We start from the raw sequence: 13,757 nt of genomic DNA, 5'->3' as shown, positions 1-13,757 counted from the left end.
GCCAACCCTCAGAACGCGTGGCCCAGCTTGCGGACCAGGTCTCCCAGGCGCCAATCGTCGATGCCATGGGCGCGCAGCGCGCGCTCGGTTTCCACCACGTAGTCCAGGCAAGGCCCGGAATGGCCGACGGCGTTGCGCACGGACGCCAGCAGGCGGTCGTCGCTGATGCCGGCCGCGTACTCCTGGCAAGCGCGGTTCAGCAGGAACACCAGTCCGCGCACCGGCGCGGCTTCGGTATGGCAGGTAAGCCAGCGGGGGGCATAGGCGCCCGTGACCATTTCGCGGCGCCACAGCGCCTGGAACACGGCGGGCACATCGCAGGCGGCTATCTGGAAAGCGACGCCGCGGCAGCAGCCGCCGCGGTCCAGTCCGAACACCAGGCCGGGATTGTCCGGGGATCCGCGGTGGTCGTGGGACCACAGGCACAGGGACCGGTGGTAGCCGCGCACGGTCGCCAGCCGGCGCTCGCGCCAGGCAAAGCCGGGATGCCATATCAGGGATCCGTAGGCGAACACCCACAGGTCGTCCACGCCGTTCCAGCCGGCCAGCAGGTCATCCACCGAAAGCGCTTGCCGCGTTCTTGCCAGACCGGCGCAGCCGGCGGGTACTGCCAACGACATAGGGTCCTCTGATATCCCGGTTCATTCCATGGCTGGAGTGATCGATATCCTACGCCGTCGCCAGAGCAAAAGAATTGCGAGATGGGGCCTGCGCAACACGCCGAAAGAAATTTGCATCCGCGGCAGCGCCCGCCCGAGGAAAAAAATTGCGCGCCCGCGCCTACACCGCGTCCAGCGGCAGTTCCGTGGTGCTCTTGATGATCTCCATCGAGAAGCTGGCGCTCACGTCCAGCAGGTCCACGGCGCCGATCAGCCGGCGGTAGAAGCGGTCATAGGCCGCCATGTCTTCCACCACCACCTTGAGCAGGTAATCGATATCGCCCGCCATGCGGTGGAACTCCACCACGTTGGGCAGCGCCATCACCGCGTTGATCAGGCTCTGCGTCCATTTCTCGTTGTGCTGGCTGGTCTTGATGGACACGAACACCGTCAGGTTCAGCCCCAGCGCGCGGGGATCCAGCAAGATGGCGTTGCGCGCGATGACGCCGTCGTCCTTGAGCTTCTGGATGCGGCGCCAGCAGGGCGTCACGGACAGGTTGACCTGTTCGGCGACCTCGGCGACCGAACAGGTGGCGTCCTTTTGCAGCAGGGCCAGTATCTTGATGTCTGTCTGGTCCATGGGTTTCCTCGGCGCGATCTCAGTAGGTCCCGGGGTAGCCGCCCCCGTCGATCAGGAGGTTCTGCGCGGTCATGTAGCCGGCGTGCGCGGAACAGACATAGGCGCAAAGCGCCCCCAGTTCTTCGGGCTGGCCATAACGGCCGGCGGGATTCGAGCGCGCGCGCTCGTCCCAGAGCTGCTCGAAGGTCTTGCCGGACTGCTCCAGCATGCCTTGTATGTGCCTGGCCTGCGCATCCGTGGCGAAGGCGCCCGGCAGCAGGTTGTTGATGGTGACGTTGTGGCGCACCGTCTGGCGCGCCAGGCCGCCGACAAAGCCGATCAGGCCCGAGCGCGCCCCGTTGGACAGGCCCAGCTCGGCATGCGGCGCCTTCACGCTGCGCGACACGATGTTCACGATGCGGCCAAAGCGCCGCTCGACCATCCCGTCCACCACGCGGCGGATCATATCGATGGGGCCCAGCATCATGGCGTCCAGCGCCGCAAGCCAGTCTTCGCGCGACCAGTTACGGAAGTCTCCCGGCAAGGGACCGTCGGCGTTGTTGATCAGGATGTCGGGATGCGGGCAGGCCGCGATGGCCGCGTCGCGGCCTTGGGGCAGGGTCATGTCCGCCGATACCCAGCCCACGCCAACCCCGGTTTCCCGGGAGATCTCGGCGGCGGCCTGCTCCAGGGTCTGCGGATTGCGCGCCGCGATGGTCACGGCTACCCCCTCGCGCGCCAATTGCAGGGCGCACGCCCGCCCCATGCCCCGGCTGCCGCCAAACACCAGTGCCGTCTTGCCGCTGATCCCCAGATCCATTGCCTGACTCCTCTGTCCCGCGCGTATGGCGACGGGCCCCAACGGCCCGCCCCGCCGAAGCGGATCAGTATAGGAGCGCCCGGCGGCTCCGGGAATGGAATTTTTCCCTATCCGCCGCGCCTGGCCGCCGGACCTGGCAAAGCGTTTCCCGTTCGAATCCCTGCATTGCAAAAAAATGGGGCCCTGACGGGCCCCATTCGTGTTGGCGCGGCTACCGCCTCAACCCATCCATTGGCTGACGGGCGCCGCCGCGTCCTGCAGCGGCTGCGCCACCACATCGATCAGCGCGGGGCCGTCGTGCTCCATGGCGGCCTTGATGGCGGCATCCAGCTTGGCCGGATCCTCGACGCGCCACGCCTTCACGCCATAGGCCTCGGCAATGCGCGCATGGTCGGTGCGGTTGAAATCCACGCTGTAGTAGCGCTCGTCGTAGCCGGCCTTCTGGCTGGCCTTGATCCAGCCGTAGACTGAATTCGAGAACACGATCAGCAAGAGCGGCGCCTTGTGCCGCACGATGGTTTCCAGCTCGCCCACCGTGAAGCCGAAGCTGCCGTCGCCCATCACCGACACGCACTTGGACTGCGGCCGGCCGACCCAGGCGCCCAGCGCCGCCGACATCGAGAAGCCCAGCGCGCCATGCGCGCGGTTGGTGATGAAGTGGCGGCCCGGCCGCGACACATCGTAGTAGGCCGAAAAGTAGGGGCAAGGCGTGCCCGGATCGGCGCAGACCACGGCGTCATCGGGCAGCAGGCGATTCAGCGACTGCACCACACGCTCGGGACGGATGGGCGCCTCCAGGCTGTTGGCCAGCGGCTCCAGCTGCGCCAGGCGCGCCGCCTTGGCGCGGCCGGCCAGCACCGCGCCGTCCGCCGCGTCCGAGGGCCGGTGCGCCAGGCGCGCCTGCACTTCGGCGCCCAGCGCCTCCAGCGCCAGCTTCGCATCGCCCACCAGGCCGACTTCGGTCAGGTAGTTGGCGCCGATCACCATCGGATCGATGTCGATGTGCAGGATGGGCACATCGCGGTTGGGGAAGCGCCAGTGCTCGGTCGAAGTCGAACCCGCCCGGCATCCCACGAACAGCACCACGTCGGCGGCGGCCACCACGTCGCGCGTGGCCATCACGCCGCCGTTGGAGCCCACCACGCCCGCATTCAGCGGATGGGTGTCGGCAAGGCTGCCCTGCCCGCTGACAGTCAGGCACACCGCGGCCTTGAGCGCCTCGGCCAGTTCCTGCAATGCGCCGCTGGCGCCGGCAATGACCACGCCGCCGCCGCAAATGATCACCGGCGCGCGGGCGCCCACCAGGCGCTGCGCGGCGCGCGCCACGTCGGCCGGATCCGGCGCGAAGCGCATCGACGGAAAGCGCGCATGCTCGGGCTGCGCCCAGACATCGGATGCATCCACCTGCTGCTTCATCACATCATAGGGAAAGCACAGGTGTGCCGAACCGGGCTTGCCGGTCGTCATGGCGCGGAACGCCGCGCGCACCATGCCCGGAATCTGGTCCGCGCGGTCGATGGTGCGGTTCCATTTCGTCAGCGGACGGTACAGCGCTTCCTGGTCCAGTTCGGTCAGGGGGTACTTGCCGCGCGAGCCGACCGCCACGTCCGAGGTGATGCCCAGCACGGGGATCGACGATTCGTTGGCTTCCACCAGCCCGGGCAGCAGATAGGTCGCGCCGCCGCCGCTGGGGCCTTCGCACACGCCGACCTTGCCGGTCACGCGGGCATAGGCGTCCGCCATGTATCCGGCGCTGCGCTCGTCGCGCGTCAGGATATGCTGCATGCCGTGATCCAGACGGTACAGCGCGTCGTAGAACGGCAGGCTGGTGTCGCCGCACAAGCCGAAAATATGTTTGACGCCGTTGTGTTGCAGCATCCGCACCATGGCTTCGGCGCCGGTCAGGTTTTCCATGTCATCTCCACGTGTTTCATAGGCAGGGCCGGACGGCGCGCCGTCCGGCCGCCACCGCTCAGTTGTCCAGATTGATGTTGCTGCTCTTGATGAAGGCGCTCCAGCGGTCGTACTCCGACTTCACGTACGCATCCAGCGCCGGGCCGTCGGACGCCACGATCTCGAAGCCTGCCTCCGTCACCTTCTTCCTGATTTCCGGGTCGGCCAGCACGGCCTTGAAGTCCGCCGTCAGCTTCTTCACCGTGGCCTCGGGCGTGCCCTTCGGGGCGAACATGCCGCTCCACGAATAGGCGACGAAGCCGGGGAAGCCGGACTCGGCCACCGTCGGCACATTGGGCAATTCGGGCAGGCGCTTCTCGCCGGCCACGGCCAGCGGCTTGATCTTGCCCGCCTGGATCTGCCCGCGCAGCGCCGCGAAGCTCAGCCAGGTCATGTTGGCCTGTCCGCCCACCACCGCCTGAATGGCCGGCCCGCCGCCGCCATACGGCACGTGCAGCAGTTCGACCTTCGAGAGGCGCTTGAGCTCTTCGGGCGCCAGGTGGTTCAGCGAACCGACGCCGGTCGAGGCGTAGTTGAACTTGTTCGGCGGCTGCTTGGCGGCTGCCGCGAGGAACTCCTTCAGGTTGTCCCCGGGCACGCTCGGATTCGCGCCGATCACCAGCGGAAAGCGCACGGTTTGCCCGATCGCGACAAAGTCCTTGAACGTGTCGTAGGGCAGCTTGGGCTTCACGGCGGGGTTGATGCCGTGGTTGTCGAAGCTGACCAGGAGCGTATTGCCGTCCGGTTCCGCGCGCGCCACGAAGGCCGTGGCGATCTGGCTGGCGGCGCCCGGGCGGTTTTCGACCACCACCGCGCGCCCGCCCAGCTGCTGCGACAGGCGCGGCTGCAAAATGCGAGCCAGGATGTCGGTGCTGCCGCCCGGCGGGTACGGCACGACAAGGATCAATGGCCGTTCCTCGGCTACGGCGGGCGTGGCGATAACGGCGCCCCCTGCAGCGGCCAGCGTGCATACCGCCGCCAGTACCCGCTTCATCGTGTGGTTCATTTCTTTTCCCCTGCTGTTGTGGTGTTGGCCGGCGCTGCCGTGGCGGGTTCGGCCTGGTCCCGCATGTAAATCGTTGAAAAACCGGTGCGTATGACGTCGGTGATCTGGTCCAGCCGCCGGCCGATATGCGCGCTCATCAGGCCAGGCAAGGCCTCGATGTCGCGCCGCTCCAGCGCCTGCACGATGCGCAGGTGCTCGCCCTGCGTATGGCTGCGGCGGCCCTGCTGCATGTCGATCCAGCGCACGAAGTGGATGCGCGCATTAACGCTTTCCAGCGCGCGCACGAATTCGTCGTTGCGCGAATAGCGGGCAAGGGCCACGTGAAAAGCCTCGTCCAGTTCCAAGAGGCGCGCGGCGTCGCTGTCTTCCGGCTCGTCGCGGGAGCGTTCCACGAACGCCCGCAGGCTGGCCAGCTCTTCGTCGGTGGCGCGCTCGCACGCCGCGCGCACGATGCCCGCCTCCAGCACCGCGCGGTACTCATACAGGCTGTGGATCTGCTTGGCGTCGAGCAAGCGGGCGATGAAGCCCCGGTTCACGGACCGGGTCAAAAAGCCCTCGACCATGAGCTGGTTGAGCACTTCCCGCAGGGGCGTGCGGCTGACGTTCAGCCGGCGGGCCAGTTCGACCTCGTTGATGCGTTCGCCCGGCTTGAACTCGAAGCGCACGGCCATGGCCTTGACCGCGCCGTACAGCTCGGCCTGGCCGGCCGAGGTGCGGGCAACGGGTCGGATTGCGGGTCGGGGTTGCGTCATACCGGATCGCCTGAGGCCAGTTTCCAGTGGAGATGAAGTGCATACTAAAGTGCATACACTTTGTGCGGCAACCCGGGTTTGCCCGGACGCGCGCGCAATCGCGCCACGGCGCCAGGCGCGGTCGCGTGCAAAAAGAAGGGAAAAGCGTCAGGCCGGCAACGGCCCGCCGAAAGGCGCCCCCGCAGGGACGCAGGCTACAGGCCGGTATCCAGCGTGTAGTGCGCGCCGTCCCGGTTTTCCAGGGTCAGCGTGGAAAGCGCGGGGGTCTGCGCGGCGGCGTCCTGCCGCACATGGATGCGCAGGTTGGCCAAGGGCACGTCCCAGCCGCCGCTCGCGGGCTCGGCCTTGACGTCGGCCACCAGCGCCAGGCGTTCAGCCACGCCGCGGGCATCGGCCGCGCGCGCGTCGATGCGCTGCAGGCTGCGCGCGCCATTCGGATGGGCCATGAGTTCCGGCGACCAGACGCACTCGGGCGTCAGATGGCGGCAGAAATACATGCGGATGCCGGGCAGCGGCTGCTCGGCAAAACGCACGGTATGGAACCGCGCCTCTACTTCCTCTCCGTCCAGCATGGCGGGACGGGTCAGCTCCTGCACGGGATTCACGGCGAAGCCCGCGTCGCGCAGACGCTGGTAGGTGGCTTCGGCGTCGTGGGTGCGAAACACCAGCGCTTCCAGCCCGAACGGCGAATCGGCGATTTCCTTGCGCGCGGGCGGCGCGCCCGGCGGCCAGCCCAGCAGCTCGACATACGTGCTTTCCAGCACGATCAGGCGGTTGCACGACCCCAGGTTGTGCACCGCCTTGTCGCTCAGGTGGAAACCCTGGCGCTCGAAATGCGGCGCCAGCGCATCCAGCCGGTCGCGCACCATGACGACAGCGTGGTCGAATTCAGTGCGGCCGACGGAATGCAGCATGGTGGCTATCCTTTATCAGACCAGCTTGCCGTGGCACTGCTTGTACTTCTTGCCGCTGCCGCAGGGGCACGGGTCGTTGCGGCCGACCTTGGGCATTGCGTTGCGCACGGGCTGGGCGCCCTCGTCCGACGCCGTCGAGGCCAGGGCTTCGTCGTAGTCGGAATGGTGGTACTGCACGTTCTGCACATGCGGCTGCGCCGCTTCGGCTTCGGCCTGCTCGACCTGTTCCGAGGACTGCACGCGCACCGTCATCAGCACACGCACCACGTCGTCGCGGATGCGGTCCAGCATGCCCGAGAACAGCTCGAAGGCTTCGCGCTTGTATTCCTGCTTGGGGTTCTTCTGCGCATAGCCGCGCAGATGAATGCCCTGGCGCAGGTAGTCCAGCGCCGACAGGTGTTCACGCCAGTGCGTATCGATCGCCTGCAGCATGATCGAGCGTTCGAACTGCGACCACGATTCCGCGCCGACCTGGTCGACCTTGGCCTGGTAGGCATCGCGAGCCGCCGCCACCACGCGTTCGCGCAGGTCTTCGTCGGTCAGGCTGGCTTCTTTTTCCAGCATCTCGGTCAGGGGCAGATGCAGGTGCCAGTCGGCTTCCAGCGCCTTTTGCAGCGCGGGAATGTCCCACTGCTCCTCCACCGATTCCGGCGGCACGTAGGTATTGAACAGATCGGTCACGGCGGCGTCGCGCAGGTTCTGCACGGTGGCGCCGACGCTGGCGGCTTCCAGCACGTCGTTGCGCTGCGAATACAGCACCTTGCGCTGGTCGTTGGCCACGTCGTCGTATTCCAGCAATTGCTTGCGGATGTCGAAGTTGCGGCCTTCCACCTTGCGCTGCGCGGTTTCGATCGAACGCGTCACCATGCCGGCCTCGATGGGCTCGCCCTCGGGCAGCTTCAGGCGTTCCATGATGGCGCGCACGCGGTCGCCCGCGAAAATGCGCATCAGCGAATCTTCCAGCGACAGGTAGAAGCGGGACGAGCCCGGGTCGCCCTGGCGGCCGGCGCGGCCACGCAGCTGGTTATCGATGCGGCGCGATTCGTGGCGCTCGGTGCCGATGATGCGCAGGCCGCCCGCGGCCTTGACCTGCTCGTTCTGCGGCTTCCATTCGGCGCGCACCTTCTCGATGCGAACGGCCTTTTCGGCATCGGACAGCGATTCGTCGGCGCGGATCAGGTCGACCTGCTTGTCGACGCTGCCGCCCAGCACGATGTCGGTGCCGCGGCCGGCCATGTTGGTGGCGATGGTGATGTGGCCCGGCTTGCCGGCCTCGGCAACGATCTCGGCTTCGCGGGCGTGCTGCTTGGCGTTCAGCACTTCGTGCGGCAGCTTGGCCTTCTTCAGCAGGCCCGACAGCAGCTCGGAGTTCTCGATGCTGGTGGTGCCCACCAGCACCGGCTGGCCGCGCTCGTGGCAGTCGCGGATGTCTTCCAGGATGGCGTTGTACTTCTCGCCATCGGTCTTGAAGACCTGGTCGTTCTGATCCTTGCGGATCATGGGCTTGTTGGTCGGGATGATGACCGTTTCAAGCCCGTAGATTTCCTGGAACTCGTACGCTTCCGTGTCGGCCGTGCCGGTCATGCCGGACAGCTTTTCGTACATGCGGAAGTAGTTCTGGAACGTGATCGACGCCAGCGTCTGGTTCTCGTGCTGGATCTTCACGCCTTCCTTGGCCTCGACGGCCTGGTGCAGGCCGTCGGACCAGCGGCGGCCCACCATCAGGCGACCCGTGAATTCGTCGACGATCACCACTTCGCCGTCCTGCACCACGTACTGCTGGTCGCGGAAGAACAGGTTGTTGGCGCGCAGAGCCACCATCAGGTGGTGCATCAGCGCGATATGGCGGGGGTCGTACAGCGATTCGCCTTCGGGCAGGATGCCCAGGCGGCCCAGGATGGCTTCGGCGTTCTCGTGCCCGGCTTCGGACAGGTAGACCTGCTGGCTCTTTTCGTCGACCCAGTAGTCGCCTTCGGGTTCCGGCTCCTGCGGCTTGGGCTCGCTGGCCATGCGCTTGAGCAGCGGCGGCACCGCGTTCATGCGGATGTAGAGCTCGGTGTGGTCTTCAGCCTGGCCGGAAATGATCAGCGGCGTGCGGGCCTCGTCGATCAGGATCGAGTCCACTTCGTCGACGATGGCGTAGAACAGCACGCGCTGGCGGCGGTCCTCAACACGGTATTCCATGTTGTCGCGCAGGTAGTCGAAGCCGAATTCGTTATTGGTGCCGTAAGTGATGTCGGCGGCGTAGGCGGCCTTCTTCTCTTCGTTGGGCTGCTGCGGCACGACCACGCCGGTGCTCATGCCCAGGAAGTGGTACAGGCGCCCCATCCATTCGGCGTCGCGGCGGGCCAGGTAGTCGTTCACCGTGACCACATGCACGCCCTGTCCGGCGATGGCGTTCAGGTAGACCGGCAGCGTGGCCATGAGGGTCTTGCCCTCGCCCGTGCGCATTTCAGCGATCTTGCCGCTGTGCAGGGCGATGCCGCCCAGCAATTGCGCATCGAAGTGGCGCATGCCGAATACCCGCTTGCCGGCTTCGCGCACGACGGCGAAGGCTTCGGGCAGCAAGTCGTCCAGGGTTGTGCCCTGGGCGTGACGGGAACGGAATTCCTCGGTTTTGGCCGCCAGCTCCGAATCGGAGAGCGCGGAGATCTTGGGTTCGAGCCCATTGATCTGGGTTACCAGCTTGCGATACTGCTTAAGCAGCCGGTCGTTGCGGCTACCTATGAGTTTTTTGAGCAGAGAAACCATGCGTATGTCGGCCGCACGAGCCACGCCACACTCGGAAATGCTTGGGCAGCGTCACCCGTGACTTGATGTTATTGGTTGAGCGGGGGTCCGCTGGGAAACGAACCAGTTTAACGCACCTGGAGCGTAATAGCCTGGACCTATGGCCAGGGTATCACTGTCGGCCGGTTTGACCAGCCTGCGCGCCAGGGGTTCAAGGCGCGGCGGCCTGGGCGACGGTGGGCGGCGCGTGCTGTTGCGGCCCCAGGAACAGGCGGGGATCCAGCGGCTGTCCGGCAAGGCGGACTTCAAAGTGCAAATGCGGGCCGGTGGAGCGGCCCGAGCTTCCCACGCGGCCCACCTGCTGGCCGCGTTCGACAAGCTGCCCCTGCTTGACCATCAGGGAGGAGGCATGGGCGTAGCGGGTGATCAGTCCGTCGCCGTGGTCGATCTCGACCATGTTGCCGTAGCCCGGCTGGAACTTGGATTCCAGCACCACCCCGCCGGAAGCGGCCAGGATGGGCGTGCCGGGAGGCGCGGCGAAGTCCAGCCCCTCGTGCATGGCGGTGCGCCCCGTCACCGGGTTGCGGCGCCAGCCGTACGAGGACGACAGATACGGGTAGTCGGTGATCGGCATGGCGGTCGGCATGCGCGCCTGGTCCGCCGAACGCTTGGTCAGCGCGGCGTCCAGCAGCCGCAGGTTGTCCGTCTGCTGCGACAGTCGCGCCTGGATTTCGTCCAGCTGGCGGCCAAGCGCCTCGGCCGAGGCCGCGCTGGGCGGTGGATGATCGGTGAAAAGATCGTCCATGACCTGGGTGGCTTCCGGCTGCGTCAGCGCTTCAGGCTGCGCCACGGCCAATTGCTTGGCCAGTTCGGGATCGGTGTAGGCCACGCCGGCCACCTTGGCCACGCGCTGGCCCAGTCCGTCGATGCTGACCAGCTTGGCTTGCAGCGCGCCGACTTTCGCGGCGAGCAAGTTCATGTTTCCGCGCAGGAAATCGGCGTCGCGGCCCGGCTGGTCCGACAACGGCCAGCCCACCGTATGTACAGCCGGCAGGATGGGAGTGATGTATCGTTGTAGCGCGGCGCCAAAGATCGCCGCCGTCATCAGGGCGGCCCCCAGAAACAACGCCAGATGCGCGCCTCCCAGGGTGAAATGCCCGTCCTGCCCCTCTCGGGCGTGCATAATCACTATTTTCAAGGTTTGCTTCCTAATTCTTAGAGCCGGGATGAATAGACCCACTTCATACCGTCAACGTTCCAGTTCCAGCCGGCGGGTAGAAAATACCGCCCTGGGATGGCTGGGTCATGACATGCGGGGCGCCGGCGTATTGGCGACCGCCCGCAAGCACTTGCAAATCCAGTACGCGGTGGCGGCAGTACTACCCGCCCCGCTAGGCGCCGTGTGCCAGGTTGGCAAACTGGAAAACCAGTGCCTGCACCTGGTGGTGCCCAGTGCCGCTCATGCGGCCAAGATGCGTCAATTGGCCCCGCGCATTGCGCGGTCGCTGGCAGACCAAGGCTGGAACCTTAACGAAATTGCCATCAAGGTACAAGCGGGTTTGCCGAAGCCCGGCTCCCGTCAGCCGCGCCCTCCCAAAGAGGCGCAACCCCTGGGCGACAAGGCCCTGGGCGCGTTCGAAACGCTGCACGACAGTCTGCGCCCCGGCCCGTTGGCCGATGCGGTCGCCAAGCTCTTGAGGCACCACAAGAGTAGCTGAGCCAACCGGCTTTGTCCGGCGTATCCATCGTCCGGAAACGTCGCGAAACCAAGTTTTCGGGCCGATGGCCGGATGGTCTGCTACCGGTTTGCGACTATTGCGCTATCGGATGGCGGCCAGCGCCATCCTTAAGCCGGAACCCGCGCTTCAATCGGGGACGGCCCCCCGCGGCGGTCAGGTTCCACATGAAAGCCCGGCGTCAGGCCAGCTTCCATTCGTGGCGAAACGCCTGGGGCGCTTCAGCCTGCGATTCATAGGTGATCAATTCCCAGGCGTCGCGTTGCTCAAGCAGCGCGCGCGCGAGCTGGTTATTCAGGCCGTGGCCCGACTTGCACGCCACATAGCGCGCCACCAGGGGTTTGCCCAACAGATACAGGTCGCCGATGGCGTCCAGGATCTTGTGCTTCACGAATTCGTCGTCATAGCGCAGCCCGTCGCTGTTGAGCACGCGGTACTCGTCCATGACGATGGCGTTGTCCAGGCTGCCGCCGCGGGCCAGGCCCATCGACCGCAGGGCTTCGACTTCATTCACGAAGCCGAAGGTGCGCGCCCGCGCGATCTCGCGGACATAGGAATGCGTCGCGAAATCGATTTCAGCAAAATTGGCCGTCGAGTCGATGGCGGGATGGCGGAAGTCGATCGAGAACGCCAGCGCGTAACCCTCGTGGGGTTCCAGGCGGGCCCATTTCTCGTTGCGGCCTTCGCCTTCGCGCACTTCCACCGGCTTCAAGACGCGGATGAATTGCTTGGGCGCGTTCTGCTCGACGATGCCCGCCGAGCGCAGCAGATAAACAAACGTAGCCGCACTGCCGTCCATGATGGGGACTTCTTCGGCGGTGAGGTCGATATGCAGGTTGTCGATGCCCAGGCCGGCCAACGCCGACATGAGATGCTCCACCGTGGACACGCGGACATTTCCCTGCTGCAGCACGGACGCCATGCGCGTGTCGCCCACGCCAGTCGCTTGGGCAGGCAGGTCCACGACCTGCGGCAGGTCGACGCGGTGGAAAACGATACCGGTGTTGGGCTGTGCCGGGCGCAGGGTGAGCTCTACCCGCCGTCCGGAGTGGACGCCGACGCCTGTCGTGCGGACGAGATTCTGAATGCTGCGCTGTCGGAACATGAGACTTGGATGATTTGAGCCAGGAAGCCGGCAAGATAGCTAATAGATTGCCGGCGTAACTGACGTATTGTAACTCTGTCCGATCCTTGTCGCCACTTGGCGGCGGGACCGACCCGTACCTCCGTCCCTTTTTTTGCGCCGTGCAAGGGAAACACGGACCGCTCGGCCTCCGGCTCGCCCGTGGGGACAGGCAAGCCGGAGATGAGGGAGTGCGCTTAGAGCCTTTGGCCGGCTCTTAGGTTCAATCCGCTTGCTTGCGCAGGAATGCCGGGATGTCGAAATGATCCATGCCCGAGCTTTCCAGAGCACGCACCTGGGCCGACGCCTGGCTGCGCGGATTGCGCATGACAGACGGCATGTCAAGGTTGCGGTAATCGCCGTTTTGACCGGCCGCCATCGTGCCCATGGGCATGTTGTCGGTGCCGGTACGCAGCACTTCAGCGGTGGTCTGCACCAGTTGCGGACGTGCTTGCGCACGGCCAAGGCCGGTCGCGACCACGGTCACGCGCAGGTTTTCACCCATGGACTCGTCGTAGGCGGTGCCGAAGATCACGGTCGCGTCGTCCGAAGCGTAGCTGCGGATCGTTTCCATGATTTCGCGCGTTTCGCGCATCTTCAGCGAGCGGCTGGCAGTGATGTTGACCAGCACGCCGCGAGCGCCGTTCAGGTCCACGCCTTCCAGCAGCGGGCAGGCGATGGCGTGCTCGGCGGCGACACGCGCGCGGTCAGCGCCCGAAGCCGATGCCGTGCCCATCATGGCCTGGCCTTGTTCGCCCATGATCGTCTTCACGTCTTCGAAGTCGACGTTGACGTTGCCTTCGACGTTGATGATTTCGGCGATACCCGCGCAGGCGTTGTGCAGGATGTCGTCGGCGGAACGGAAGCAGTCTTCCTGCGTCGCGTCTTCGTCCATCAGTTCATAGAGGTTCTCGTTGAGCACCACGATGAGCGAATGCACGTGCTTGGCCAATTCCGAGATACCGTCCTCGGCCATCTTCAGGCGCTTGTTGCCTTCGAAAGTAAAAGGCTTGGTGACCACGCCCACGGTCAGGATGCCCAGTTCCTTCGCCACTTCGGCCACGACCGGACCTGCGCCGGTGCCGGTGCCACCGCCCATGCCGGCGGTGATGAAGACCATGTGCGCGCCATTCAGCGCGGCACGGATCTCCTCGCGCGCGGTTTCAGCCGACGCGCGTCCCTGCTCGGGCTTGGCGCCCGCGCCCAGGCCGGTGCGGCCCAGGCGAATCTGCACCGGGGCATTGGTTGCCGCCAGCGCTTGCGCATCGGTGTTGGCGCAGATGAAATCCACGCCGTGCACGCCGTTGCGAATCATGTGCGCCACGGCATTGCCGCCCGCACCGCCCACACCAACGACCTTGATTACGGTCCCTTTGGTGTTGTTCTCTAGCATCTCAAAGTTCATCATGATGACTCCCTCACAAGTCCGATTTTGCAAATCACAAAAATTCCCCAACAACCTATATTTTGTGAATCGCCTCAAAGCCGATGCCGACTACATAGGT

At 65.7% G+C, this 13,757-nt stretch carries 12 protein-coding genes; 1 reads left to right on the top strand and 11 read right to left on the bottom strand.

The window, feature by feature from the left end; translation table 11 throughout:
- Positions 1–8 precede the first annotated feature (8 nt).
- From ACFWP0_RS22950 to ACFWP0_RS22910, 9 genes are all read right to left on the bottom strand, one after another.
- Complete coding sequence (locus ACFWP0_RS22950; RefSeq protein WP_377845971.1) at positions 9–620, bottom strand: gamma-glutamylcyclotransferase; 612 nt, start codon at positions 618–620, stop codon at positions 9–11.
- A 160-nt stretch (positions 621–780) separates the two neighbouring features.
- The gene (locus ACFWP0_RS22945; RefSeq protein ID WP_377845969.1) at positions 781–1,239 is read right to left on the bottom strand and encodes an Lrp/AsnC family transcriptional regulator; all 459 of its coding nucleotides are present in this window, start codon (positions 1,237–1,239) and stop codon (positions 781–783) included.
- Between the two features lie 19 nt (positions 1,240–1,258).
- A complete protein-coding gene (locus tag ACFWP0_RS22940) occupies positions 1,259–2,038 on the bottom strand; it encodes an SDR family oxidoreductase (RefSeq protein WP_377845967.1) in 780 nt (259 codons plus the stop codon).
- Between the two features lie 219 nt (positions 2,039–2,257).
- Positions 2,258–3,952, bottom strand: a complete 1,695-nt coding sequence (locus ACFWP0_RS22935) for a thiamine pyrophosphate-binding protein (RefSeq protein WP_377845965.1) — start codon at positions 3,950–3,952, stop codon at positions 2,258–2,260.
- Between the two features lie 58 nt (positions 3,953–4,010).
- Positions 4,011–4,997 carry a tripartite tricarboxylate transporter substrate binding protein gene (locus ACFWP0_RS22930; protein ID WP_377845963.1) on the bottom strand — a complete coding sequence of 329 codons (987 nt, stop codon included), beginning with the start codon at positions 4,995–4,997 and terminating at the stop codon, positions 4,011–4,013.
- A complete protein-coding gene (locus ACFWP0_RS22925) occupies positions 4,994–5,749 on the bottom strand; it encodes a GntR family transcriptional regulator (RefSeq protein WP_377845961.1) in 756 nt (251 codons plus the stop codon). Before ACFWP0_RS22925 ends, ACFWP0_RS22930 begins: the two co-directional genes overlap by 4 nt.
- A gap of 194 nt (positions 5,750–5,943) precedes the next feature.
- Positions 5,944–6,663 carry a VOC family protein gene (locus ACFWP0_RS22920; protein WP_377845959.1) on the bottom strand — a complete coding sequence of 240 codons (720 nt, stop codon included), beginning with the start codon at positions 6,661–6,663 and terminating at the stop codon, positions 5,944–5,946.
- A 15-nt stretch (positions 6,664–6,678) separates the two neighbouring features.
- Positions 6,679–9,414 carry a preprotein translocase subunit SecA gene (secA, locus tag ACFWP0_RS22915; RefSeq protein WP_377845957.1) on the bottom strand — a complete coding sequence of 912 codons (2,736 nt, stop codon included), beginning with the start codon at positions 9,412–9,414 and terminating at the stop codon, positions 6,679–6,681.
- Positions 9,415–9,604: 190 nt separating this feature from the next.
- Positions 9,605–10,576 (bottom strand): M23 family metallopeptidase, encoded by a 972-nt coding sequence (locus ACFWP0_RS22910; protein WP_377846172.1) that lies wholly within the window; start codon positions 10,574–10,576, stop codon positions 9,605–9,607.
- Between the two features lie 127 nt (positions 10,577–10,703).
- Here ACFWP0_RS22910 and ACFWP0_RS22905 point away from each other — a divergent pair, with 127 nt between their 5' ends.
- Positions 10,704–11,111 carry a DciA family protein gene (locus ACFWP0_RS22905; RefSeq protein WP_377846170.1) on the top strand — a complete coding sequence of 136 codons (408 nt, stop codon included), beginning with the start codon at positions 10,704–10,706 and terminating at the stop codon, positions 11,109–11,111.
- A 199-nt stretch (positions 11,112–11,310) separates the two neighbouring features.
- Here the strand turns inward: ACFWP0_RS22905 and lpxC are convergent, their stop codons facing one another.
- Positions 11,311–12,234: a UDP-3-O-acyl-N-acetylglucosamine deacetylase gene (gene lpxC / locus ACFWP0_RS22900; RefSeq protein ID WP_008160097.1), complete on the bottom strand. Its 924-nt coding sequence runs from the start codon at positions 12,232–12,234 to the stop codon at positions 11,311–11,313.
- A 241-nt stretch (positions 12,235–12,475) separates the two neighbouring features.
- Complete coding sequence (gene ftsZ, locus ACFWP0_RS22895; protein WP_377845955.1) at positions 12,476–13,660, bottom strand: cell division protein FtsZ; 1,185 nt, start codon at positions 13,658–13,660, stop codon at positions 12,476–12,478.
- Positions 13,661–13,757 lie beyond the last annotated feature (97 nt).

It is taken from the genome of Achromobacter sp. NPDC058515, assembly GCF_042721735.1.
Classification (GTDB): Bacteria; Pseudomonadota; Gammaproteobacteria; order Burkholderiales; family Burkholderiaceae_B; genus Achromobacter.
Note: the sequence above shows the minus strand (reverse complement) of the source record. Positions and strands in the feature narration are given on the sequence as shown.